Source organism: Vibrio sp. Vb2880 (assembly GCF_033337975.1).
In the GTDB taxonomy this organism is placed as follows: domain Bacteria; phylum Pseudomonadota; class Gammaproteobacteria; order Enterobacterales; family Vibrionaceae; genus Vibrio; species Vibrio alginolyticus.
Genome location: NZ_JAWORT010000006.1, coordinates 15245 through 40235 on the forward strand (window position 1 = coordinate 15245; position 24991 = coordinate 40235).

Annotated in this window: 26 protein-coding genes; 17 read left to right on the top strand and 9 right to left on the bottom strand. The window is 46.4% G+C overall.

Annotation, left to right across the window (positions count from 1 at the left end):
• Positions 1-642: a DUF2959 domain-containing protein gene (locus R7M92_RS08420; protein ID WP_005382972.1), complete on the bottom strand. Its 642-nt coding sequence runs from the start codon at positions 640-642 to the stop codon at positions 1-3.
• A 34-nt stretch (positions 643-676) separates the two neighbouring features.
• Here R7M92_RS08420 and R7M92_RS08425 point away from each other — a divergent pair, with 34 nt between their 5' ends.
• The 3 genes from R7M92_RS08425 (at position 677) to R7M92_RS08435 (ending at position 3051) form a co-directional block, all read left to right on the top strand.
• Positions 677-1621 (top strand): virulence factor BrkB family protein, encoded by a 945-nt coding sequence (locus R7M92_RS08425; protein WP_005379281.1) that lies wholly within the window; start codon positions 677-679, stop codon positions 1619-1621.
• The gene (dtd, locus tag R7M92_RS08430) at positions 1593-2027 is read left to right on the top strand and encodes a D-aminoacyl-tRNA deacylase (protein ID WP_005379282.1); all 435 of its coding nucleotides are present in this window, start codon (positions 1593-1595) and stop codon (positions 2025-2027) included. The genes R7M92_RS08425 and dtd overlap by 29 nt, the downstream gene beginning before the upstream one ends.
• Before the next feature lie 106 nt (positions 2028-2133).
• On the top strand, positions 2134-3051 hold the full coding sequence (locus tag R7M92_RS08435) for a bifunctional GNAT family N-acetyltransferase/hotdog fold thioesterase (protein ID WP_005379283.1): 918 nt from the start codon (positions 2134-2136) through the stop codon (positions 3049-3051).
• Here the strand turns inward: R7M92_RS08435 and R7M92_RS08440 are convergent.
• The 4 genes from R7M92_RS08440 to hslR form a co-directional block, all read right to left on the bottom strand.
• Positions 3037-5157: an AsmA family protein gene (locus R7M92_RS08440; protein WP_318133132.1), complete on the bottom strand. Its 2121-nt coding sequence runs from the start codon at positions 5155-5157 to the stop codon at positions 3037-3039. The genes R7M92_RS08435 and R7M92_RS08440 overlap by 15 nt on opposite strands.
• 190 nt (positions 5158-5347) lie before the next feature.
• The gene (pckA, locus tag R7M92_RS08445) at positions 5348-6976 is read right to left on the bottom strand and encodes a phosphoenolpyruvate carboxykinase (ATP) (RefSeq protein WP_005379288.1); all 1629 of its coding nucleotides are present in this window, start codon (positions 6974-6976) and stop codon (positions 5348-5350) included.
• A gap of 336 nt (positions 6977-7312) precedes the next feature.
• Complete coding sequence (hslO, locus tag R7M92_RS08450) at positions 7313-8188, bottom strand: Hsp33 family molecular chaperone HslO (RefSeq protein ID WP_031780788.1); 876 nt, start codon at positions 8186-8188, stop codon at positions 7313-7315.
• A 31-nt stretch (positions 8189-8219) separates the two neighbouring features.
• Positions 8220-8606, bottom strand: coding sequence for a ribosome-associated heat shock protein Hsp15 (hslR, locus tag R7M92_RS08455; RefSeq protein WP_005379292.1), 387 nt, complete (start codon positions 8604-8606; stop codon positions 8220-8222).
• Positions 8607-8859: 253 nt separating this feature from the next.
• On the opposite strand from hslR, the gene gspC reads away from it, so the two are divergent.
• The 12 genes from gspC to R7M92_RS08515 are packed head-to-tail and all read left to right on the top strand — an operon-like array spanning position 8860 to position 20168.
• Entirely contained in the window at positions 8860-9786 is a 927-nt protein-coding gene (gspC, locus tag R7M92_RS08460) for a type II secretion system protein GspC (RefSeq protein ID WP_115385654.1), read from the top strand.
• Positions 9787-9822: 36 nt separating this feature from the next.
• Positions 9823-11841, top strand: a complete 2019-nt coding sequence (gspD, locus tag R7M92_RS08465) for a type II secretion system secretin GspD (protein ID WP_005379295.1) — start codon at positions 9823-9825, stop codon at positions 11839-11841.
• Complete coding sequence (gene gspE / locus R7M92_RS08470) at positions 11841-13343, top strand: type II secretion system ATPase GspE (protein ID WP_005379296.1); 1503 nt, start codon at positions 11841-11843, stop codon at positions 13341-13343. The genes gspD and gspE overlap by 1 nt, the downstream gene beginning before the upstream one ends.
• The gene (gene gspF, locus R7M92_RS08475) at positions 13343-14560 is read left to right on the top strand and encodes a type II secretion system inner membrane protein GspF (RefSeq protein ID WP_025768303.1); all 1218 of its coding nucleotides are present in this window, start codon (positions 13343-13345) and stop codon (positions 14558-14560) included. The genes gspE and gspF overlap by 1 nt, the downstream gene beginning before the upstream one ends.
• A gap of 59 nt (positions 14561-14619) precedes the next feature.
• The gene (gspG, locus tag R7M92_RS08480; protein WP_005379298.1) at positions 14620-15063 is read left to right on the top strand and encodes a type II secretion system major pseudopilin GspG; all 444 of its coding nucleotides are present in this window, start codon (positions 14620-14622) and stop codon (positions 15061-15063) included.
• Between the two features lie 29 nt (positions 15064-15092).
• On the top strand, positions 15093-15692 hold the full coding sequence (locus tag R7M92_RS08485; RefSeq protein ID WP_017635010.1) for a prepilin-type N-terminal cleavage/methylation domain-containing protein: 600 nt from the start codon (positions 15093-15095) through the stop codon (positions 15690-15692).
• Positions 15679-16068, top strand: a complete 390-nt coding sequence (gspI, locus tag R7M92_RS08490) for a type II secretion system minor pseudopilin GspI (protein WP_017635009.1) — start codon at positions 15679-15681, stop codon at positions 16066-16068. The genes R7M92_RS08485 and gspI overlap by 14 nt, the downstream gene beginning before the upstream one ends.
• The gene (gspJ, locus tag R7M92_RS08495; RefSeq protein WP_318133134.1) at positions 16055-16732 is read left to right on the top strand and encodes a type II secretion system minor pseudopilin GspJ; all 678 of its coding nucleotides are present in this window, start codon (positions 16055-16057) and stop codon (positions 16730-16732) included. The genes gspI and gspJ overlap by 14 nt, the downstream gene beginning before the upstream one ends.
• Positions 16725-17735, top strand: coding sequence for a type II secretion system minor pseudopilin GspK (gspK, locus tag R7M92_RS08500; RefSeq protein WP_005382999.1), 1011 nt, complete (start codon positions 16725-16727; stop codon positions 17733-17735). The genes gspJ and gspK overlap by 8 nt, the downstream gene beginning before the upstream one ends.
• Positions 17704-18906, top strand: a complete 1203-nt coding sequence (gene gspL / locus R7M92_RS08505; protein ID WP_318133136.1) for a type II secretion system protein GspL — start codon at positions 17704-17706, stop codon at positions 18904-18906. The genes gspK and gspL overlap by 32 nt, the downstream gene beginning before the upstream one ends.
• Before the next feature lie 7 nt (positions 18907-18913).
• Complete coding sequence (locus R7M92_RS08510) at positions 18914-19405, top strand: type II secretion system protein M (protein ID WP_005383002.1); 492 nt, start codon at positions 18914-18916, stop codon at positions 19403-19405.
• Position 19406: 1 nt separating this feature from the next.
• Positions 19407-20168, top strand: a complete 762-nt coding sequence (locus tag R7M92_RS08515; RefSeq protein WP_062730773.1) for a type II secretion system protein N — start codon at positions 19407-19409, stop codon at positions 20166-20168.
• A gap of 302 nt (positions 20169-20470) precedes the next feature.
• On the opposite strand, the gene cysQ is transcribed toward R7M92_RS08515, so the two are convergent.
• From cysQ to R7M92_RS08535, 4 genes are all read right to left on the bottom strand, one after another.
• Complete coding sequence (gene cysQ / locus R7M92_RS08520; protein WP_005379308.1) at positions 20471-21298, bottom strand: 3'(2'),5'-bisphosphate nucleotidase CysQ; 828 nt, start codon at positions 21296-21298, stop codon at positions 20471-20473.
• Positions 21299-21342: 44 nt separating this feature from the next.
• On the bottom strand, positions 21343-21912 hold the full coding sequence (nudE, locus tag R7M92_RS08525) for an ADP compounds hydrolase NudE (RefSeq protein WP_005379309.1): 570 nt from the start codon (positions 21910-21912) through the stop codon (positions 21343-21345).
• Between the two features lie 176 nt (positions 21913-22088).
• Entirely contained in the window at positions 22089-22673 is a 585-nt protein-coding gene (nfuA, locus tag R7M92_RS08530; protein ID WP_005379313.1) for a Fe-S biogenesis protein NfuA, read from the bottom strand.
• A gap of 97 nt (positions 22674-22770) precedes the next feature.
• Positions 22771-23496 carry an amidophosphoribosyltransferase gene (locus tag R7M92_RS08535; protein WP_025998648.1) on the bottom strand — a complete coding sequence of 242 codons (726 nt, stop codon included), beginning with the start codon at positions 23494-23496 and terminating at the stop codon, positions 22771-22773.
• Positions 23497-23580: 84 nt separating this feature from the next.
• Between R7M92_RS08535 and bioH the strand changes: the two genes are divergently transcribed.
• Positions 23581-24348 (top strand): pimeloyl-ACP methyl ester esterase BioH, encoded by a 768-nt coding sequence (gene bioH / locus R7M92_RS08540; protein WP_005384724.1) that lies wholly within the window; start codon positions 23581-23583, stop codon positions 24346-24348.
• Between the two features lie 124 nt (positions 24349-24472).
• The gene (locus R7M92_RS08545) at positions 24473-24937 is read left to right on the top strand and encodes a hypothetical protein (RefSeq protein ID WP_005379316.1); all 465 of its coding nucleotides are present in this window, start codon (positions 24473-24475) and stop codon (positions 24935-24937) included.
• Positions 24938-24991 lie beyond the last annotated feature (54 nt).

Genomic DNA, 24991 nt, shown 5'->3' on the forward strand with positions numbered 1-24991 from the left:
TTACTTTTGATTGAGCTTTTGTAGGAATTTATCGGACTCTGCAATCGCTTCGTTCATTTGTTTGATCGCAAACTGAATGTCTTTCTCTAAGCTAGAGAACTCACCTTGCAAAGAACCAATCGCACTGGCGTTAAGGTTGTGTTTTAAGTACAACGTGTTGTCACGTAGCGTATCCAGTACCGGTGTCATCTTTTTCTCTGCACGCTTCATAGCGCTAAGCATGGTTTTGTACGAGGCTTTGGTTTCACGTAGCTTTTGCTCGCTTGAACGACGCAGTTTCGCACTCGAGTACAGCTCTAGCTCATCTTGCCACTCATCAAACAGTGCGCCGGATACGTCTTCAATCGCAGCAATACGGTCACGTACGTCTTGAGCCGCTTTTTCGCTATCTTCGTATTTGTCATTGATGTTGTTGTAGACATTTTCTAGCTCACCACCATCAAAGTTGGTGATCGCAGACAAGGCTTCAAGTGCACTGGTGAATTCTTCTTGTGCATCTTGTTGAGATTCTTTGGCATCTTCGACGCGGTCGACCATAATATCTCGTTTATGATACCCAACCTGCTCCATTGCTGAGTAATAAGCAGATTGACACCCTGTTAAAGTGAAAATTGATAGTACAATTGCTAATAAATAAGGCATTCTTATGTCCTCGGCGCTAATTATGGGATGAACTATGAACCAGTTATCAGAGAGTTACAAGGCGAGATTAATCAATCTACTGCCAAGTTGCGTCGCGTTTTTTAAGTATCTTCTTAAGCGATTAACGCATGACCGTGTGAATGTGAACGCGGGCTATCTTGCCTACATTACCTTGTTATCCATCGTGCCAATGCTGACGGTATTGTTATCAATATTGTCGAAATTTCCCGTTTTTGCGAACGTTGGTGAGGTGCTGCAAGGCTACATTATTGAGAATTTTGTGCCAGCTTCTGGAGAAGCTGTACATACGGCATTACAGGAATTTGTGGCGAATACGGGCAAAATGAGCGCGGTTGGCGGTGGGTTTTTATTCATCGCAGCGGTCATGCTGATTTCCAACATTGATAAGAACTTAAACTACATTTGGCGAGTTAAAGACAAGCGCCGTTTAGTCTTTTCATTCTCTATGTATTGGATGGTACTCACGTTAGGGCCGATCATGGTCGGTGCGAGTATTGCGGCGACGTCGTACGTGACTTCGCTGCAAATTTTAGAGAATGAGACATTATCTGGTGCGTTTAATCTATTTCTGCGTTGGCTACCGTTGTTGCTGTCCTTTTTTGCTTTTCTTGGCTTGTATATTCTAGTGCCGAATAAAAAAGTGCACCTCGCTCATGGTGCCATGGGGGCAGCAGTCGCCGCGATACTGTTCGAGTTGAGTAAAAAAGGCTTTGCACTCTACATCACTCAGTTTCCGTCTTATCAGCTCATCTACGGCGCGTTAGCGGCGATTCCTATCTTATTTGTTTGGGTGTATTTATGCTGGATGATCGTGTTATTGGGGGCGGAAGTTACGGCTGCGCTTGGTGAGCGAGAGCACTGGAGTGAAGATTTAGACATGATACACTCGACCGCTGAATCTCAGTTAACAGATGAAGGAAGCGAGAGTAGTGATAGCGCTAATTCAACGAGTCAGTGAAGCAGCCGTCCGTGTGGATGGTGAAGTCGTAGGAGAAATTGATCGTGGTCTGCTGGTCTTATTGGGCGTAGAGAAGGACGACGATGAAGCTAAAGCAAAGCGTTTAATGGAGCGTGTTACAACCTACCGTGTGTTCGAAGATGACGAAGGCAAGATGAACCTAAACGTTAAACAGGTGGAAGGTAAAGTGCTGGTGGTTTCTCAATTTACGCTGCCTGCGGATACAAAAAAAGGCACGCGAGCTGGCTTTTCTCGCGGTGCGCATCCTGTTGATGCAGAGCGCTTGTATGATTACTTTTCTGACTTGTGTGAAGAAGTCTTACCCACACAGCGTGGCCGCTTCGCTGCCGATATGAAAGTGTCTTTGGTGAATGACGGTCCAGTGACGTTTTGGTTGCAGGTCTAATCTGGTAACACAGGCGCCATAGTCTAAGCTTTAACTCCAAGCTCATGGAATTGGCTTGGAGTAATTTTTCCGACACTGATTAGTGTTGTGCTTTCAAAGGATTGATATGTTCAAACTCATTACTCCCAAAACCGATAATCAGATAAACAAGTATTATCAGTTTCGCTGGCAACTGCTTCGTGAGCCATGGCGTATGCCGATCGGCTCAGAGCGCGATGAATACGACGAAATGAGCCATCACCGCATGATTGTTGATGGACGAGGTCGTCCTATGGCGATTGGCCGTTTATACATTACACCGGATAATGATGGCCAGATCCGCTACATGGCGGTTAAAAATAATCGCCGTAGCAAAGGAATGGGTTCGCTGGTTTTGGTTGCACTAGAGTCGTTAGCGCGCCAAGAAGGAGCGAAACGCTTGGTGTGTAATGCCCGTGAAGATGCCATCGCCTTTTATGAAAAAAATGGCTTTGAGCGTCGAGGCGAGCTAACCGATGAGCGTGGCCCTGTGCGCCATCAGCAAATGGTGAAGCAACTGGATCCGATGGCCAATGTGTTACGTCGCCCTGAATGGTGTACTGAGCTTCAACAGCGCTGGGAGCAACAAATCCCAATTAGCGACAAAATGGGGATCAAAATTAACCAGTACACGGGTTACCAGTTTGAATGCTGTGCGCAGCTTAATCCTAACCTTAATCCGCATAACACCATGTTCGCCGGGTCAGCTTTTACCTTAGCAACCCTGACAGGGTGGGGGATGACGTGGCTGCTGCTTAAAGAGCGTGGGTTGCACGGGGATATTGTGTTGGCCGACAGCTCGATTCGTTATCGTCAACCAGTCGAACAAAACCCCGTGGCGAGTACTTCGTTGGATGGGATCAGTGGTGACCTAGACCGGTTGGAGTCGGGACGCAAAGCACGCATCGTTATTCACGTAGTGATTTATAGTGGTGACACGCCAGCTGTGGATTTTGTCGGTACCTATATGTTGATACCGAACTACTCGCAGTTACTCAGTTGCTGATGGGGTAAGCGCCGACTGACCTGCTGGGCGCTTATCTGTTTCACCTTCTTGCTCTGTCGGTGAGAGGATTTGTTCTTCTGCTGCGGAATGCGTGTTGGGTACTTCATCTTCTTCGATAACTTCTTCGTAAAGCTCTTCCTCTTGAATCTCCAAGTTGATGTTATCAATCACGATAGGTTGCTCGATGGAAGGCTCATTTTTCTGTGGAGTCTCAATATCAGTAGGCTCGGCCAGTTTTGATGCGTTCACGCACTCATTACGGTGGGTTTCACCACTTAGTAGATCGCCTTCAATGTTTCCGCACGACTCTTCCAATTGATAAGTAATGCCACTTAGCGGGTTGTTGGCCATATCAAATGTTCCCCAAACCTTACCACTTATGGCTTTTCCTGAGATGGTGACCGGCTTTATGGCAACTTCCCCTCGTTGCGCGCTTAAACGCAGTGGACTTAAGGTAATGGCTTTGAGCGAATGATCCGCTTGGGACTTCAAGCGGGTATCTCGGAGGTTGGCTTCCACTTCACCCGACAAGCTGTAGGCCAGCATGTTGCGATCACCTGACAACCCTTGTAGATCGAGGCTGAGATCGGAAAAACCATCAATAGCCAGTATGTCGGGTAAAAAATAATCGTGGAAGAGCGATAAGGGAATACCATCAGCATTGACGTTGAGCGCCCAAGGTTGGCTCGGGGTACTCAAATCTATCTGTCCGATGCCTTCTACGTAGCCTTGCTCGAGTGGCGCAAAAAGGCGAGTCAATTGCCAAAAGCCATCTTTGCTTTGCATGGCAAGTGCTGCGTGAGACGTGAGTATTTGGTCATAGCTGGCGTTGACAACGCTGACTTCCAATTCGCCTTGCCAAAGGCCCCAACGTTGAGCAGACTGTTTAATATCAAGCTGTTGCCCTTCGATATTTAAACCGGAAAGTTGCCAATAAGGTTCGTGAGATAGCTGGATAATTTGGCTGCGCTCAATGTCGAGTCGTTCGATTGCAACATGCTCTAACTCGCTGGTGGCGGCGTGCCACCAATTTAGGTTGTCTTCTGGCTGTGTTGCCCACTTGAGGCCTTGAATAGAGGCTTCTTTGAGCTTCCATTGTGTTGGCGTGAACAATCCAGAAACTTGCACTCGACCTTGCTGCCAATCTAAGCTGAGCTCGTTGAGCTGGATTACTCCTGGCTCGATAGCGGCACTCAAACGTGGCTCTATTGCGGTTTGCTGCTGGAATCGAACGCTATCCGCCTGCAATGACACTTGAGCTTTTGTCTTCCAGAGAGACAGTGGCAGTGTGGCGTTTTCCACAGAAAGATCCAAGTTCTGCCAGTGCCAGTCGCCCCATTCAATATCGGCGTTAAGCAAATCTAAGCTATTAATATGATTAATGTTAAATGGTAGATCGTACCAAGGTTTTGCAAGCAGTGATTGGCGCTGCGTATTACTCAGTTTCAGCTTGTTGATGGTCACATTTACTAAAGACCAGCCTTGAGGATACTGCTCCCCTTGCCCAGATATTTGACTGTTACGCCAGTTAAAAGAGGTGCCATAAAGCGTACTGTCTTGCGGTTTGTAGTCTATATCGACTAAGACTTGATTAAAGGCTTCGCCATTCCAATAGAGTTGGTCAGCTGCAAGTTGAACTTCGCCATATGGTATTAATTGACCATTCCATTGTGGTGATTGAATTTGAAGGTCAATGCCATTGGCAGAGAACTGCTCGTCGGCGTAATCAATATTTTTGAGCGCGATTTGATGGAATAAAACGTTGTCTAAAGGTGGGAGCTTTGGTGCGCCATACTGCAAGCTCATACCATCAATCAATAAACTATCAACGATCCATTTACCATCGCGATAAACATCGGGATTCATCCATAAATCGACTTGCTCGATGTAAGACGCATCGTCTCCGCTGGTGTTCACGCGTTGTAAAGTTAGGTGATAGGGAAAGCCATAACGCACGCTTCCGGCCCGGAAGGGAAGAGAAAAGGTGTTTGACAGCAAGCGCCAGGTTGCGTCCGCGTAAGATGTTGTTAGCAGCGCAATCGTAGCGGCTGGAATGGCAACTAAGATAACCAGTAACAGAAGTAAAACTCGACGCGCTGTTTTCATCTTTGCTAGAACCTACGTGTGTTATGAAATAAAACTAGATAGGCTTTAGCTTGTATCAATATTCTGTGGTATTCAATAAAAAGCCCCTCAAAAGAGGGGCTTGAAGCAATTTTTGTAACTTGGCCTACGTAAAGGTGATAAGTTAATGCCAACTTTTCACTGCGTTTACGCGACGTCGCTGTTACTCGATTTAATCAATCTGAGGACCAGCCGCAACCAGAGATTTACCTTCAGCGTTGTCTGTGTACTTATCAAAGTTATTGATAAAGCGCGCTGCTAAATCTTTCGCTTTGCTTTCCCACTGAAGTGGGTCAACGTACGTGTCGCGAGGGTCTAGAATGCTAGGATCCACACCTGGTAGTGACGTTGGTACTTCAAGGTTGAAGATTGGAATGTGCTTAGTTGGTGCTTCTTCAATCGAACCATCAAGAATGGCATCAATAATTCCGCGTGTATCTTGAATAGAGATACGTTTGCCAGTGCCGTTCCAACCAGTATTCACTAGGTAAGCCTCAGCGCCTGCTGCTTCCATGCGTTTAACCAGTACTTCTGCGTATTTAGTTGGGTGAAGCGTTAGGAACGCCGCGCCGAAACAAGCAGAGAAAGTTGGTGTTGGCTCAGTAATACCGCGCTCTGTTCCCGCTAGTTTGGCGGTAAAGCCAGACAGGAAGTGGTACTTAGTTTGCTCGGGTGTCAATTTAGATACTGGAGGCAGTACGCCAAATGCATCGGCTGATAGGAAGATCACTTTATTCGCGTGACCGCCTTTTGATACTGGCTTAACGATATTATCGATATGGTAGATAGGGTAAGAAACACGTGTGTTTTCTGTTTTCGAACCATCATCAAAGTCGATAGAACCATCGCCACGTACTGTTACGTTTTCTAGCAGTGCATCACGACGAATTGCGTTGTAGATGTCCGGCTCCGCTTCTTTCGAAAGTTTGATGGTTTTTGCGTAACAACCACCTTCGAAGTTGAAGACACCGTCATCATCCCAGCCGTGCTCATCATCACCAATTAGCGCACGTTTAGGATCAGTCGACAGGGTCGTTTTACCCGTACCAGATAGACCGAAGAATACCGCTACATCGCCATCTTTGCCCATGTTAGCGCTACAGTGCATTGATGCGATGTCTTTTAGTGGAAGGAAGTAGTTCATCATGGCGAACATACCTTTCTTCATTTCACCGCCGTACCAAGTACCACCGATAAGTTGCATGCGCTCAGTTAGGTTAAATACGGTGAAGTTTTCTGAGTTCAGGCCTTGCTCTTCCCATTTTGGATTAGTGCATTTTGCGCCATTCATTACTACGAAGTCTGGTTCAAATGTCGCTAACTCTTCTTCTGTCGGGCGAATAAACATGTTTTTAACGAAGTGCGCTTGCCATGCGACTTCTGTGATAACACGAATGCTCAAACGTGTATCTGGGTTTGCACCACAGTAACCGTCAACAACAAACAAGCGTTTGTTAGAAAGCTGGTTTGTGACCAGTTCTTTTAGCTCGTCCCACACTTCAGGAGTGATTGGCTTGTTATCATTTTTCACTTGATCAGACGTCCACCACATATGTTCTTCTGTCGTAGCGTCTTTGACGATGTATTTATCTTTTGGTGAGCGACCAGTAAAGATGCCAGTGTCAACGGCAACCGCACCTAGTTCAGTAACCACGCCGCGCTCATAACCGGTTAGGTCTTCACGCGTTTCTTCCTCAAACAACATTTCGTAGCTTGGGTTGCGAATAACCTCTTTTACGTTATGCAGTCCGTGCTTGGTTAGATCAAGTGTTGCAGCCTTAGTATGTTCCATAACGGTCATAGGTGCTCCTTATAAGGATTTTGTAGGGATTTTGTAAGAATGTTTTAATTTTAATCTGCTCACCATGCTAGCAACGGGGCGGGGAGAAAACAGGGAGATAGCTCAAAATTTACCCATGATTTCAATAAGGTTTTAGGTAACCCGTCACATATTGGTGGGAATAGTCTATCGTGCACGCAATCCTTTGCGCTAGGGCAAAATCATTATTAATTGTTTAAAATTAAGCAGTTGTTTTATTACGCTTGAGGTTAGTTATTACGAGGGGTTGATCACAAAAAGGCCAGCATTAAGCTGGCCTTTTGTAGGGTAAATTACGTGCTTGATAAGCTATGTAAATTAATGCAGGGTTTTCTTGTCCGTAGAAGCTTGTGCATACAGTTCAGTGACTTCAGATTCGTCGAACGTATAAGTTGTGCCACAGTAATCACAATGTAAAGAAACTGATCCAACTTCTGCCAAAATGTCATAAATTTCAGCTTTCTCAACGGTGATGATTGCGGCACCGCTACGCTCACGAGAACAGCCACAATGGAACTCGACAGGTTGCGGCTCGTACAAACGTACTTTGTCTTGGTTATATAGTCGATACAATAACTCGTTCGCTTCTAAACCAAACAATTCTTCATCTTTTACTGTATCAGTGAGCTGCTCTAGATGTTCGAAATCATCTGGAGAGCCAGTGCCGTCAGGGATCACTTGAATCAACATACCTGCTGCGTGTGCTTTGCCCTCATGCTCACCAGTGCGGATCCATAGGCGCGTTTTTAACTGCTCTGAGTTTGCAAAGTAGCCTTCTAGCACTTCTGCTAAAGTGTCACCTTCTAATCCAACGACACCTTGGTAACGCTCGCCGTTTTTCGGTTCGATAGTGATCACAAGGTAGCCCTTACCCATTAGATCGTGAATGTTTGCGTCATCGGCAATATCGCCTTCCCAGCGAGCTACGCCACGAACACGTTGGTTATGGTCACCGTTGATAACGGCAAGAGACACAGGACCGTCGCCTTGTAGCTGGATGGTGATCGAACCTTCGAACTTAAGAGTGGCAGTTAAAAGAGTAGTTGAAACGAGTAGCTCACCCAGCAGTTTCTCTATTGCTGCCGGATATTCCTTGCTGGAGATAACACGTTGGTACGCTTCATCTAATTGTACCAACTCGCCACGTACTGAAAGATCTTCGAATAGGTAGCGGTTTAAAACATTATTTGCCATGGAGTGCTTTCCTCGTTGGTAATTCCGGCTTTTATTGGTGTTTGAACTTAATGATGTCTCGGCGCTGCTTTTTATCTGGGCGGCGTTCCGGACTTGGGTTGTGGGCATTAAGCTTACGTTGAGTCGCGTGTTCCTCACGTTTCGCTATACTTTCATTAGTTTCGCGATATAAGGTTTGTGCGATGGGAGCGCCTCGGCGTTGATCTGAGATTTGTTCGATGATCACGATTTTTTCTTCGTTGCCTTGACGAAGTCTTACTTCAGCGCCCACTTCAACGATTTTACTCGGCTTGCTTCGTTGGCCATTATAGTGGACTTTACCGCCATCGACCATGTTACGCGCGATGGAGCGGGTTTTGTAAAATCTTGCGGCCCATAGCCATTTATCTAGCCTAACGGCTTCATTTAGGGAACTCATAGAACACTACGCTATCTAATCACTGCCCGAATACGGCAATGAGTGATGGATTATTCACCTACAGATGGAGTCAAGGCGTATTTTTTTCAAGGGAGTTGGCAAAAACTGCATAAGAAAAAGGTATGAAAGACAACTTGTGATATAGTTCACTGCTCTTTGTTGAGTAATAATTTTATTGCAAATTTAGCAATTTAAAGTCGATAGCTATCGTTATAGCTTAAATGACGGACGTTAGAATAAAGGAATCCATTCAGTGAAACGTTTAGAGCTAAGTGCAGGATTATCAAGCAGACCGCTACTGGCTCAGATCAAGTCCAATCATTATACCATTCAAGCCAAACTTAGCTTGTTGCTTACCTGTCTGTTTATTGCGATAACCGGATGGATACTTGGCAAAATTGTGTGGTTAGCCATACCTCAATCGTCGGAAGTGCCGCAATGGCGTCCATCGGCGAGTAGCGTTACTGCGAGTAATAAAGGCGACGCGATAGATTTTAATGCCCTTCAGAATGCCAACCTATTCGGTAAATTCACTGAGCAAAAAGCGGCAGTTGTAGAACAGCCTATTGTTAAAGACGCCCCTAAGACGCGCCTTAACCTCACCCTAGTCGGTGCGGTTGCCAGCAGTGATGCCAATACCAGCCTTGCTGTTATTGCTAACCGAGGTAAGCAAGCTACGTACGGTTTGGGTGAAGAAATCGAAGGGACACGTGCGACGCTAAAAGCGGTATTGGTGGATCGCGTCATCATTGATAACCAAGGTCGAGACGAGACCTTAATGATGCAAGGTATAGAATATAAGAAGCTATCTGAATCGCCGCAGGTAGCTAGGGCGCAAGCTCAGCGAGCAGAAGCAGCGACGTCTGACGTTGGAGAGAAATTAGAGCAAATCCGCGAGGAAATTGCGAAAGATCCACAAAGCGTTTTTAAATACATCACCATTTCACCCGTCAAAAAAGACGGAGACATTGTTGGTTATCGAGTATCACCTGGTCGTGATGCCGCATTATTTAATGATGTAGGGCTACAACCTGGTGATATTGCGGTTCAACTGAACGGGATCGATTTAAGTGATCCGTCTTCTTCAGTACAACTGATGCAAGTGATGAGCGATCCGCAAGAATTAAATTTAACTGTTGAGCGAGACGGCCAACAGTACGATATCTATATCCAATTGTAAGACTTAGGCAACCGGCGTAAGTTCAGGGAGACATACGTGAAACATTGGTTCAGCAAAAGTGCTTGGCTACTAGCAGGAAGTTTACTCTGCGTACCAGGTGCAATGGCAAACGAATTTAGTGCGAGCTTTAAAGGCACTGATATTCAAGAATTCATCAACATAGTGGGTCGTAACCTCGAAAAGACCATCATTGTTGATCCTTCAGTACGCGGTAAGATCGATGTCCGCAGCTATGACGTACTTAACGAAGAGCAATATTACAGCTTTTTCCTTAATGTCCTTGAAGTATACGGTTACGCAGTCGTAGAGATGGACAATGGGGTACTTAAGGTTATCAAAGCAAAAGACTCAAAAACCTCAGCAATCCCTGTGTTAGGTGATGGTAGCGCGCAAGGCGATAGTGTTATCACTCGAGTTGTCGCGGTGCGTAATGTGTCGGTCCGTGAGTTGTCTCCTCTACTTCGCCAGCTGATTGATAACGCCGGTGCCGGTAACGTGGTTCATTATGATCCAGCGAATATTATCTTGATTACTGGTCGTGCGGCAGTAGTGAATCGCTTAGCAGAGATCATCAAGCGTGTTGACCAAGCCGGCGATAAAGAAATTGAATTGGTGGAGCTGCGTAATGCATCTGCTGCTGAAATGGTACGCATTGTCGAAGCACTGAATAAAAGTGCGAATCAGAAAAGCACGCCAGAGTTCCTTGAACCTAAAATTGTGGCCGATGAACGTACTAACGCGATTTTAATTTCTGGTGATCCAAAAGTAAGAGCCCGCTTGAAACGTTTGATTCGTCAACTTGATGTTGAAATGGCGACAAAAGGTAACAACCGAGTTGTGTACCTGAAAAATGCGAAAGCTGAAGACTTGGTGGATGTATTGAAAGGTGTTTCCGATAACCTGCAAGCTGAAAAACAAGCCGGTCAGAAAACATCAGGTGCATCGCGTGGTGAGGTCGTCATTGCTGCTCACGCTGCAACTAACTCGTTAGTTTTAACAGCGCCGCCAGATATTATGATGGCATTACAAGACGTCATTTCTCAACTCGATATTCGTCGTGCTCAGGTTCTTATTGAAGCGTTAATTGTCGAAATGTCTGAAGGTGATGGTATTAACCTAGGTGTTCAGTGGGGTTCGTTAGAAACGGGTGCTGTAATTCAGTACGGTAACTCAGGAGCCCCGATTGGTCAGGTGATGGTTGGTCTAGAAGAAGCAAAAGATCAAACCCGAACTGAATACTATACCAACTCTAATGGCGAACGAACGCCATATGATGTTACTGAATCAGGTGACTACTCTACGCTAGCGTCAGCGCTTAGCGGAGTAAATGGTGCGGCAATGAGTATTGTCATGGGTGACTGGACAGCGCTAATTAGTGCTGTTGCTTCTGACTCCAACTCAAACATTCTATCTTCTCCGAGTATTACCGTAATGGATAATGGCGAAGCATCATTTATTGTGGGTGAAGAGGTTCCGGTTATTACGGGCTCTACGGCTGGCTCAAACAACGACAACCCATTCCAAACGGTTGACCGTAAAGAAGTCGGTATCAAACTCAAAGTAGTGCCACAAATTAACGAAGGTGACTCTGTACAGTTAAACATTGAACAAGAAGTTTCCAACGTATTAGGCGCAAACGGTGCGGTTGACGTTCGCTTTGCTAAACGACAGTTAAACACCTCTGTCATGATCCAAGATGGTCAGATGTTGGTTCTTGGTGGTTTGGTCGATGAACGCGCACTTGAAAGTGAGTCTAAAGTGCCGCTATTGGGTGACATTCCGGTACTGGGTCACCTGTTCAAGTCAACTAGCACGCAAACAGAAAAACGTAACTTGATGGTGTTCATCAAGCCGACGATTATTCGCGATGGTGTGACGGCTGACGGTATTACGCAGCGTAAATACAACTTTATTCGCGCAGAACAGCTTTATAAAGCGGATCAAGGGTTGAAGTTGATGGCAGACGAGAAGATCCCGGTTATGCCAGCCTTTGGCCAGGAGCGTCAGCACCCAACAGAGATTCAAGCGTTTATTGATCAAATGGAAAACAACTAATGGTTGATATGTTAGACACAGCGCCAAGTATGCGTCGTCTGCCATTCAGTTTTGCCAACCGCTTTAAACTGGTGCTGGAGACAGAGCATCCTGAGCGTCCACCTATTCTTTACTATGTCGAGCCGCTTAACCCTGCGGCTCTGGTTGAAGTCCGTCGTGTATTAAAGAAAAGCTTCGTACCGCAACCTATCGATAAAGAAGCCTTTGATAAAAAGCTGACCGAAGCATATCAACGCGACTCGTCTGAAGCGCGTCAGTTGATGGAAGATATTGGTGCTGATAGCGATGATTTCTTCTCTTTGGCTGAAGAACTGCCGCACGATGAAGACTTATTAGAATCGGAAGACGATGCGCCAATCATCAAATTGATCAACGCCATGTTGGGCGAAGCGATCAAAGAAGGTGCGTCGGATATTCATATTGAGACGTTCGAGAAAACCCTTTCGATTCGTTTTCGTGTCGATGGCGTATTGCGTGAAGTTCTGACCCCAAGTCGTAAGCTAGCGCCTTTGCTAGTTTCTCGTGTGAAGGTTATGGCTAAACTAGATATCGCAGAAAAGCGTGTGCCTCAAGATGGCCGTATTTCGTTGCGTATCGGTGGTCGTGCGGTGGACGTGCGTGTATCTACGATGCCGTCCTCACATGGTGAGCGCGTGGTAATGCGTTTGTTGGATAAAAACGCGACTCGTCTTGATTTACATAGTTTGGGCATGACACCTTCAGTGCATGACAACTTCCGTCACTTGATTGGCCGCCCTCACGGTATCATCTTGGTGACGGGCCCGACAGGTTCTGGTAAATCAACCACCTTGTACGCTGGCTTGCAAGAGATCAATAGCAACGAACGCAACATTTTAACGGTTGAAGACCCGATCGAATTTGATATTGATGGTATCGGTCAAACTCAGGTGAACCCAAAGGTCGACATGACTTTTGCGCGTGGTTTGCGTGCCATTCTGCGTCAGGACCCGGATGTGGTGATGGTCGGTGAGATCCGTGACTTAGAAACCGCACAAATTGCAGTGCAAGCGTCCTTAACGGGTCACTTGGTAATGTCTACTCTCCACACCAACACCGCAGTGGGTGCGATTACGCGTCTACGTGATATGGGTATTGAGCCATTCCTTATTTCTTCTTCGTTATTAGGGGTGCTAGCGCAGCGCTTAGTTCGAACGCTTTGTCCAAGCTGTAAAGAGCCGTATGAAGCCGATGCGGAACAGAAAAAACTGTTTGGTATGGAAGCGCATGAACCGTTAGAACTGCACCGAGCAAAAGGCTGTGAAGCGTGTAACCAAAAAGGCTACCGAGGTCGAACAGGTATCCACGAGCTCATTATGGTTGATGAGCAAGTGCAAGAGTTGATTCATCGAGAGTCTGGTGAACAAGAAATTGAGAGAGCCGTTCGCGCCCATACGCCAAGTATTCGCAGTGATGGTTTAAGCAAAGTACGTCGTGGTATTACGTCACTTGAAGAAGTGATGCGAGTGACGAAGGAAACCTAATGGCGGCATTTGAGTACAAAGCGCTAGATGCAAAAGGCAAGCATAAAAAAGGCACGATAGAAGGGGACAACGCCCGACAAGTGCGCCAGCGACTCAAAGAGCAAGGGATGATCCCGATTGAAGTGGTCGAGACGAAAGCTAAATCGGCTAAGTCTTCAGGTTCAGTCAGCTTTAAGCGCGGCATCTCGACATCTGAGCTGGCACTCATCACACGGCAATTGTCTACGCTAGTCCAATCAGGAATGCCTTTGGAAGAGTGTTTGCGTGCGGTCTCTGAGCAGGCTGAAAAGCCGAGGATTCGTTCTATGTTGGCTGCGGTTCGCTCGAAAGTAACCGAGGGTTATCCGCTCGCCGACAGTTTTGCCGATTACCCACACGTGTTTGATGAACTGTACCGCTCCATGGTTGCGGCGGGCGAAAAATCAGGTCACCTCGATACCGTATTAGAGCGTTTGGCAGACTATGTCGAAAACCGCCAAAAGATGCGATCTAAATTGCTTCAAGCCATGATTTATCCTGTAGTTTTGGTGGTATTCGCGGTTGTCATCGTTTCGTTCTTATTGGCGACAGTGGTTCCTAAAATCATTGAACCCATCATTCAGATGGGCCAAGAGTTACCTCAATCGACGCAATTTTTACTGGCAGCCAGTGAGTTTGTGCAAGGTTGGGGGCTGATTATTTTCGTTGTGCTGGTGGCGCTTTTCTATGGCCTCAAACTGGCGTTGCAAAAGCCAGACTTTCGCTTAGCTTGGGACAGAAAAATCTTGAGCTTACCGCTAATAGGTAAGATCTCTCGAGGTTTGAATACCGCACGATTCGCGCGAACACTTTCGATCTGTACTTCCAGTGCGATTCCAATTCTCGAGGGTATGCGCGTTGCGGTAGATGTTATGTCTAACCGTTATGTGAAGCAGCAAGTGTTGCTTGCAGCGGATAACGTTCGAGAGGGCGCTAGTTTGCGTAAGGCGTTGGACCAAACCCGCTTGTTTCCACCAATGATGCTACACATGATCGCCAGTGGTGAGCAAAGTGGTGAATTAGAGAGCATGTTGACGCGGGCAGCCGATAACCAAGATCAAAACTTTGAATCAACAGTCAATATTGCTCTGGGTGTGTTTACTCCTGCGCTGATTGCATTAATGGCTGGATTAGTGTTGTTCATTGTGATGGCGACCTTGATGCCAATGCTAGAAATGAATAATTTGATGAGCGGATAATTTCGAATTAAGACGTGTCTACTAACGGCATGGCTTTAATCTAACTTTCGGAGAAAAAAATGAAGTTTAAGCGTAGTAAACAACAGGGTTTTACACTTTTAGAAGTGATGGTTGTTGTGGTTATCCTAGGTATTTTGGCAAGTTTCGTTGTTCCAAACCTATTGGGTAACAAAGAGAAGGCTGACCAACAAAAAGCGATTACGGACATCGTAGCGCTGGAAAATGCCCTAGATATGTACAAGTTGGATAACAGCGTTTACCCAACAACGGACCAAGGTCTAGAAGCATTGGTTAGCAAGCCATCTAACCCAGAGCCACGCAACTACCGTGATGGTGGTTACATCAAACGTCTTCCTAATGACCCTTGGGGCAACCAGTACCAATACTTAAGCCCAGGTGATAACGGTACAATCGATATCTTCACTCTAGGCGCAGATGGCCAAGAGGGTGGAGAAGGTCCAGCTGCAGATATTGGCAACTGGAACATGCAAGACTTCCAATAATTGAGCCTAAGCCAGCACTAATGAAACAAATGCGAAAACATAACGGTTTTACATTGATAGAAATTCTATTGGTGCTGGTTTTGCTATCTCTTACGGCTGTGGCCGTGATCTCGACGTTACCGACTAGCCAAAAAGATCTTTCCAAACAGTATGCTCAAAGCTTTTTTCAGCGTTTACAGCTGCTCAATGAAGAAGCGGTGCTGAGCGGTAAAGATTTTGGCGTTCGAGTGGATGATGCCAAATCGACCTACGCTCTACTGAGTTTAACCTCAGAAGGTTGGCAGCCTCTGAAATTAAAGCAGATTCCGAGCAAAACCAAGCTAGAAGAAGATATTACGCTACAACTCGAACTCGGCGGTGGTGCTTGGGATAATGATGAGCGCTTATTCAAACCAGGTTCTCTTTTTGATGAAGACATGTTCGCAGAAGAAGAGGACGAAAAGAAAATTGAGCCACCGCAAGTGTTTATCTTTTCCAGCGCCGAAGTCACGCCATTTACCCTGTCTTTTTTTCCGCAAAATGGTGATGCCTTTAATGACGGTTGGCGAGTCATTGGCAAAGAAAGTGGACAAATTTTGTTATTAGCTCCGGGCGAAGAAGTGAAAGAGGATGAGAATGCGCAATTTTAAGCAAGCTCGCCCCAATTTGAGTCATCGCCGGACGAGAGGCATGACCTTACTGGAAGTATTGGTCGCACTGGCAATTTTCGCCACCGCTGCCATCAGTGTCATTCGCTCCGTGAGCCAGCATATTAATACAATCAGTTATTTAGAAGAAAAAATGTTTGCAGCCATGGTTGTGGATAATCAGATGGCAAATGTGATGTTGAATACCGGAGAACTCAAAGCGAAAAACGGCACAGAAGAGCTGGCAGGACGCACTTGGTTCTGGAAAGTCACGCCAGTCGCCACGACGCAGCCATTGCTGAAAGCATTTGATGTGAGCGTCTCGGTAGAGAAAAGCGCGAGCCCTGTAGTAACGGTACGAAGCTATGTGGCGCAATAATCATACCCGCGCAAACACGCGCCAAAGGGTAAAAGGTTTTACACTTATTGAAGTGTTGGTATCGATTGCAATCTTTGCCAGTTTAAGTGTCGCTGCGTACCAAGTGGTATCGCAAGTACAGCGTAGCAATGCGCTATCACAAGAACGAACCCAACGCTTAAACGAAATTCAGCGTGCCATGGTGATGATGGATAACGATTTTCGTCAAATGGCGATGCGTCAAACACGTACTAATGGAGAAGAGCCTGCTAGCCGGCTAATTTTTTGGTCCGATTACCTGTTGGACTCCGATACTAAAGGGCTGATGTTTGCCCGTTTAGGTTGGCACAACCCTCAGCAGCAGTTCCCTCGTGGAGAAGTAACCAAGGTTGGCTATCGCTTAAAAGAAGAAACACTGCAGCGAGTATGGTGGCGCTATCCTGATACGCCGGTTGGGCAACAAGGTACTGTTACTCCATTGCTAACGCAGGTCGAGTCATTTGATATGCGTTTCTATGATGGTAAGCAATGGAAAAAAGAGTGGGCTGAAGAAAAAGCGCTGCCGAAAGCGGTTTCTGTTGTTCTCACTCTCAAAGACTATGGAGAAATTGCCCGCACTTATCTCACTCCTGATGGCACATTGAGTCAGAAAGATGAAAGTTCAGGAGACAGCAATAATGGTTAACCGTCAACGCGGTGTTGCTTTGATTATAGTGTTGATGTTGCTGGCGATTATGGCGACGGTTGCTGCCAGTATGTCGGAACGTTTGTTCTTGCAGTTTCAGCGAGGCGCTAATCAAATCAATTACCAGCAAGCGTACTGGTACAGCCTTGGCGTCGAGGCGCTAGCAAAAGTGGGTATCGAACAAAGTTATAAAGACACCGACACGATTAATATGAGTCAACCGTGGGCGATAAAAGAGCAAGTCTATCCGTTAGATTATGGTCAAGCGGCGGGACGAATTAGAGACAAGCAAGCGTGCTTTAATCTAAATGTATTGAGTCGTGTGCAACCAACGGGTCAGCAAATTACAAGACCATATTTAGTGAATGTATTGCAGCGCCTATTAGAAGAGTTGGATGTCGAGCCATATCAAGCAGAAATCATTGCAGACTCTACTTGGGAATACATTGATGCTGATGATTCTGTCCGTTCGACTACTGGGGTTGAAGACAGCACATATGAAGCGATGAAACCTTCCTATTTGGCATCAAATGGTTGGATGGCAGATGCTTCCGAGTTACGGGCTGTCTATCAGGTGAGCGGTGAAATTTTCCAAAAATTGGAGCCGCTGGTCTGTGCATTACCAAGTGATGACTGGCGTTTAAACGTGAATACGATTGATGTTGAGCAAACTCCGATTTTGGTGGCAATGTTCTCACCAAACTTAAGCAGTAGTGATGCGATTCAGCTAATTGAAAAACGCCCATTTGATGGGTGGGATAGCATTGATGAATTTTTAGCAGAGTCAGAAATGGCTGGCTTAAGTGAAGATGTAAAGAAAAACGCCAAAGGCTATTTGGGTGTGGATAGCGCCTTTTTTGAATTGGATGCACAAGTGTTGGTGGATGAATCACGTGTACGTATCCGAAGCCTTTTACAAAGTACAAATAGAGAAACGGTGACCGTAGTTCGCCGTCGTTTTGGAGGGATCAGTGAGCGAGTTTCTGACCGTTCGGCTGAGTAGCGAACAACAAAGTACCATTCCTTGGGTGGTGTGGTCGACAGATCAACAGGAAGTGATTGCTAGCGGTGAAATCGCCGGATGGGAACACTTAGATGAGTTGGTCTCATATGCTGGTCAGCGCCAAGTTGTGGCGCTGCTGGCGAGTAATGATGTGGTCCTGACGCAAGTGGATATACCACCTGGTGCAACACGCCAATTCGAGGCGATGTTACCGTACTTAGTGGAAGACGAAGTTGCTCAGGACGTTGATGGCCTGCACTTTAGCGTGTTGGGTAAACAAGCGGACAAAGCGCAGATTTGCGCAGTTGAACGTGCTTGGATTCAGACTGTACTGCAACGTTTTTCAAGCCAAGGTATCGCCATTAAACGCATTTTACCCGATGTGCTTGCATTACCGGTTCGTGGAGAGCACAGCAGTGCTGCAATGATTGGCGAGCAATGGCTAATTCGTCACTCTGCGACAGAGGGCGCGGTTGTCGACGCTTCTTGGTTAGACCTTTACCTCTCTTCTTATCTACAAAATCATGAAGGTTGGAAGCTCGATTGCTTTAGCTCGGTCCCGGAATCTGCGTTACCTGAAATATGGGATCCGCAACCAGAAGAAATGACGATGGCTTTACTGGCGAAGGGGGTGACAGAAAGCAAAGTCAATTTGCTGACTGGGAGCTTCAAGCCGAAATCTTCTTGGGGTAAATACTGGAAGCTCTGGCAAAAAGCCACCATTGCTGCGGGGGTGCTTATTGTCGTCATGGTTGCGCAGCAGTTGCTCGTGGTCCACAAGTACGAAGCACAAGCTCAAGCATATCGTGAGGAGAGTGAGCGTATTTTCCGCCAGGTGTTCCCAAATAAACGACGCATTCCTACCGTTAGTTACCTCAAACGACAAATGGATGATGAAGAGCGCCGCTTATCTGGTGGAAGTGGTCAGCAGGCAATGTTGTCATGGTTGGCGGCATTACCCGCGACGCTTGGTCAGGTCAGAGACTTGGAGATCACTAGCTTTAAATACGACGGACAACGTGGCGAAGTACGTATTCAGGCTCGTAGTTCAGACTTCCAACCTTTTGAGCAGGCTCGTGTGAAATTGGCAGAGAAGTTTAATGTTGAGCAAGGTCAGTTGAACCGTAGCGATAACGTTGTGGTTGGCAGCTTTGTTTTGAAGCGTTTGTGAGGTGATGATGAAAAACTTAATTTCTCAAGCTCAGGTTTGGTGGAGTAGCATCTCGCAGCGTGAGCAGCGTTTGGTCATGGGATGTGGCGCTATTGCCGTTATCGGTATTATTTATTGGGGTTTATTACAGCCAATGAGCCAACGTGCGGAGCTAGCTCAGTCACGTATTCAAAGCGAAAAACAGTTGCTAGCTTGGGTACAAGATAAAGCGGATGGCATCACTGCACTGCGAAAAAGCAGCGGTGTGAGCTACTCTAGTCAACCGTTGAATCAGTTGGTTTCTTCTTCAGCTCGTCGTTATAAAGTTGAGTTGATTCGCGTACAACCTCGTAATGAGAGCGTTCAAGTGTGGATCAAACCACTCGCGTTTAATCAACTAGTGGATTGGTTACGTTACTTGAAAGAGCAACAGGGTATTGAAGTCGAATTTTTAGATATCGACCGAACAGAGCAAGCGGGCATGATCGATGTAAACCGCCTTCAGTTTAAGCGAGGTTAAGGTGAAGCGAGCAGTACTTTACGTTGTTATCTTTATCGTCTTTTTTTCAGTCAGTCTTTTAATGGGATTACCAGTCTCTTGGGTGTTACAACAAGCACCAACAGTGAGAGGCCTGGACATTCAAGGAGCCAACGGTTCGGTATGGCAAGGTCAAGCTTCTAGTATTCGTTGGCAGCGCCAGAACCTTGGAGAAGTTAATTGGGATTTCCAATGGTCGAGTCTACTGACAGGTAAAGCTGAGTTTGCTGTGCGCTTTGGTCGTGGTAGTGAAATGGACGTTCGTGGGCGCGGTTTTGTCGGCTATAGCTTAAGTGATGGCCCTTATGCCAAAAACTTAGTTGCCTCGATTCCGGCGGTAAAAGTTGTTGAGCAAGCGCGCCTCCCTGTGCCTGTTGGTGTTGATGGGCAGCTTGAGCTGAATATTCGTCATGCGACTTATGCTGCGCCTTGGTGTAAGAACGGTGAAGGCACTTTAGTATGGAATGCCAGTGGTATTCAAAGCCCCGTTGGCAGCTTAGATCTCGGTCCTGTGATTGCCGATATAAACTGTCAGGATAGTGTATTGACGGCAACTGGTGAGCAGAGCAGCAAACAAGTCTCTGCGGCGTTTTCCGCTGAACTGATGCCTAATCAACGGTACTCAACCAAAGCGTGGTTCAAACCTGGTGCAGAGTTCCCATCCAGCATGGGGGAGCAACTGAAATGGCTGGGTAAGCCGAATGCTCAAGGTCAATATGAGTTTAATTACCAAGGGCGCTTCTAACCTATCGTGACAAAATCCAATATCTTAAAAGAGCTGCTATTGTGCAGCTCTCTTTGCTTTTGGATCATCGTAAGCTAAAACCTCTATTCGCTGTACATTCGATCTTGATTGGGAATGAGTGAAAGTTTAAAGTCATGATTTTTAATTGATTTGTTTCTTTTGTTCAGCTTTGCAAGTAATTGGAACATAGTAGGCTAAATACTCCAAGTGCTGTACAGAAGGTCAAAAAGAAAAGGCCACGAAGATATTCGTGGCCTTTCTATTGCTAGAATTTTGTGCTCTAAATTTTACCGATAGGGCGCTTAATCTTTGCGTTGTAAAATCTCATTCCAAGGTAAATCCGCATCACCAAGAACAATAAAATTCGGGTTTTCTAGTGTTTCCCGCTCGTTATATGACAGCGGTTCTAATTGCGTGCTGAGAATACGTCCGCCAGCTTCTTCAACAATGCATTGTGTCGCAGCGGTGTCCCACTCACCTGTTGGACCTAGTCGGAGATAGCAATCTACCGCCCCTTCCGCGACGAGGCATGCTTTCAATGCCGCAGAACCGAGCGGTATTAAGTCGTAATTCCAGGCGCTGCTCATACGGTTAGTAATACGATTGATGTCTTGGCGACGACTAATAGCAATTGCGATGCTTTGCTCTGGCTGTTCGTGTTTGTGTGTATGGATTTTGACGCTGTCCGACATGTCGGGAATTTTCCAGGCGCCTTTGCCATTATAAGCGTAGTAAGTCACGCCAGATACAGGACCGTAAACGACGCCCATGGTTGGTCGATTGTTGTCGACCAACGCGATAATAGTGGCAAAGTCACCACTGCGAGCGATGAATTCTTGAGTACCATCAAGAGGGTCGACTAACCAATAACGTTCCCACTGAGCGCGTTGCTCTAAGCTTATGTCTGCGTCTTCTTCTGACAACACGGGAATGTCAGGCGTCAGATCACTCAAGCGTTCTGTGATGAACTTGTGAGCTGCAATATCTGCACTTGTTACGGGAGTTTCGTCACTTTTGGTGTAGGCCTCGTATTGCTTCTTTTCATATATCTCGAGGATCATTTGCCCAGCACTGCGGGCAATCTCGATGACTTGAGGAAGTAGGTGAGATAGATCTTTTGTCATTGGCATAAGTGATAGTCCTTACTCACAGTGTTATTCGGTTCTAATGACCGTTATTGGTTATGCTTGTGAGTGGTGTTTGGTAAGTGTTTCAGTGCCAACATTAGCGCTGTGATGCTTCGTGCTTCACAGAAATCCATGTGAGTTAATAACTCTTCGGCTTGCGCAAGTGGCCAACGCACAATTTCCAGTGGTTCAGGCTCATCGCCTTCTTGCTTCTCTGGATAAAGCGCCTGTCCTAAAAATAGAGTCATTTTGCTCGAAAAGTAAGATGGCGCGAGGATAACTTGTTTCAACGGGGTTAACTGATTACAGCCAAAGCCGATTTCTTCTTTTAACTCACGATCCGCAGCTTGGTGTGGTGTTTCTCCTGGGTCAATCAGCCCTTTTGGGAAACCTAGCTCGTAACGTTCAGTTCCAGCGGCGTATTCACGCACCAGTAATAAATCGCCTTGTTCTGTTACAGGGACTACCATTACAGCATCTCGTCCACTTGGCTTCATACGCTCATAAGTACGGTGCTCACCATTGGAAAAACGAAGGTCGAGCGCTTCCACAGCAAACAGTTTGGATTTTGCAACCGTCTGGCATGAGAGTATCTCTGGTGGGGTTCGTTTCGGCATGACGCTGGCTCCTTGGTGTCGTTGGCGTTTACGAGATGCGTAAGATTCTTAATATATGAGAACTCCGCCTGAGTTTCTAGCGGATTTTACGAGTCGAGCTAAGCATCTCAGCATCACCTCAGTATCGATACAAAAATGGGAGACCGAAGCCTCCCATTTTCTGACAGTGTTTACTCTTAGTAGTAAGAGTGATCACCACGGTCATGTTCTGTAGCATCACGAACTGCGGTTAGTTCACCAATGAACTGGTTTAGCAGTTCTTTCTCGATGCCTTCTTTTAGTGTTACGTCAACCATAGAACAGCCATTACAACCGCCACCAAATGCAACAATCGCAACACCGTCTTCAGTGATCTCAACCAAGTTTACGTGACCACCGTGGCCAGCAAGTTGTGGGTTCACTTGAGTTTGGATAACGTACTCAACGCGCTCAACCAGTGGTGCGTCGTCCGCAACTTTACGCATTTTAGCGTTAGGTGCTTTTAGCGTTAGCTGAGAGCCCATTTTATCGGTAACAAAATCGATTTCAGCGTCTTCAAGGAATGGCAGGCTTAGCTCATCCACGTAAGCTGAAAAACCGCTGTAAGAGAGTTCAGTGTCGGTCGATTCTACTGCTTCTGGTGGGCAGTAAGACACGCCACACTCAGCGTTTTGTGTACCTGGGTTCACAACGAAAATACGAATGTTAGTGCCTTCAGGTTGTTGACCTAAAAGGTTAGCGAAATGCGTTTGCGCAGTTTCTGTAATAGTAATATTTGACACGACGAATACCCGAGTAAATTTGTAGGTTACTGCTGCTATTCTACTCTTGTTGACGTATGGGTCTAGTCTTTTTGATGCTAAGGCATGGCGAAGCGATCTAGAGAGAACGAGGAGCAGGTGTTCTGCAGATGCAGTAAATATCGATGCTTTCTACGCCAACTTCAAGTAGTAAATGACATAATTGTCGGACGGTACTGCCTGTGGTGACTACATCATCGACGATGGCAACATGGGAAGAGTGAGGTTGCTTATTGAGAATAAACGCGCCTTTTAAGTTTTGTTCACGGCTTGTTTTGGTATTACCACGCTGTGATTGGGCGAGCTTTACTCGACGAAAGACCTTCGCATCAAAATTAGTCTGCAATTGCTTGGCGAGGTGTCGGGCTAAAACATCACTTTGATTAAAACCCCGGCGCAGGTAACGCTGCCAGTGCAATGGCACACTGGTAATGATTGGAGCTGGCGTGGTGATGCGCTGTGCCAGTTGCTCGGTTAATGCTTTTACATGCCAAGACTCTCCGTGATCTTTAAAGCGCTGTACTTCCCGTGAAAGGGGAAAGTCGTAATCGCCTAACGTGTATAGCCTTTGCCATGGCGGTGGCTCTGAAAGACATTCACCACAAATACTATCCGTACTCATTTCTTCTTTCTGTAATGATAAACCGCAGCGTTGACATCGTTTTACCGGAGTTAGGTATTTTAAACAGTGCTCGCACCAGCGCAGAGTATTTGTGTGGCTTGGTGTTTGAATAGGGAACCGACACAGGCCGCATTGACTGCTCAATACACGATGCATGATGTTTTGCCAGTGATGAGATAACATAGCGTTTATTCATGGTGATATTTTACTCAGCCTAACGCTTGGCTGAAGCCGTAGGGAATAAAATAAGTGGGAGAGATTGAGAGCATGAGCACGAAATTACACTGGCAGTCATTTGGTCAGGGACCAGATTTGGTGTTACTTCATGGGTGGGGCATGAATGGTGCGGTATGGCAGCAGACAGTCGAGTCTCTTCAACCTTATTTCCGAGTTCATGTGGTTGACCTTCCGGGGTACGGACATAGCGCCGAATCTCATGCTGAAGATTTAGACCATATTGCTAACTTGGTGGTGCAAGGTGCGCCAGAGAAAGCGATTTGGCTTGGTTGGTCCCTCGGAGGTTTAGTGGCGACGCATGTGGCATTAAATATGCCCGAGCGCGTGGCTAAGTTGATTACGGTTGCCAGCTCACCTAAATTTGCCGCAGAAAAACCGTGGCGTGGCATTCAACCGAATGTACTGAGTGCGTTCACCTCTCAGTTGCTAGAAGATTTCTCACTGACCATTGAGCGCTTTATGGCGTTGCAAGCGATGGGCAGCCCATCAGCGCGTAAAGACGTTAAACAGCTCAAGCAAGCGGTACTATCGCGCCCTCAGCCAAACCCTGAATCGCTGTTGGTTGGGCTAAACATCCTTGCTGATGTGGATCTGCGCGATGCGTTGACGTCTCTTTCTGTTCCAATGTTGCGTCTTTATGGCCGTTTAGATGGGTTGGTGCCAATTAAAGTAGCTAACGATTTAAGTGAACAGTTGCCTCATACCCAGCAGTTTGTTTTTAATCAGTCCTCTCATGCGCCTTTTATCACCGAACATGACGAATTTTGTGTTCAAATCCGAGAGTTTGCTCACGATTGAGCAAGTACGAGCGGAAATACCTCAAGTTGTTTAAAAAGTGGTCGATATAAAGGCTGGTGAGGTTTTATTAGCCAATAAAGCTAAGCCATATTGACGAGTTGGGCGACTCTGAGGAGGGTTCGCAATGATTGTGTCACCGACCAACGTAAGTGTGCCACTGATCGCCCCATCCGTGAATGTGCAGACGGAACAAGCAGCTCGCGACAATAAAGTCCGAGAGCCTGTAACGCCAACGGTCGCATTGGCCAAAACCAATGCAGAGCGAAAAGTAAAAGGTGACGACAAGCGCCGACGTCAGTCTTCTTGGGATCCTTCAGAGCATCCTGATTATGATATGGAAACGGAAGTCGACACGCGTTATCAAGAAGAGCCGGAAGATACACTAGAACGGCTTTTTAGTTTGCTTGCGCTCAAATCGTATAGTGAAGACCAGGGGAAAGGCTACGCGATCCGCTTTCGCTTACCAAAGCGCATTTTGGATGCTGCGATCAATGAAGGATTAATGGAAAAGCGCAGGAAGGTGATCAAGTTTCATTATGGTCATGCAGTCGCTCCCCATACCCCGTCAGAAGTGATAGCAGTATTATGACGACTCAATATCCTACTCAAACAAAAACGCTCCAAGCAGGTTGACTGATTGGAG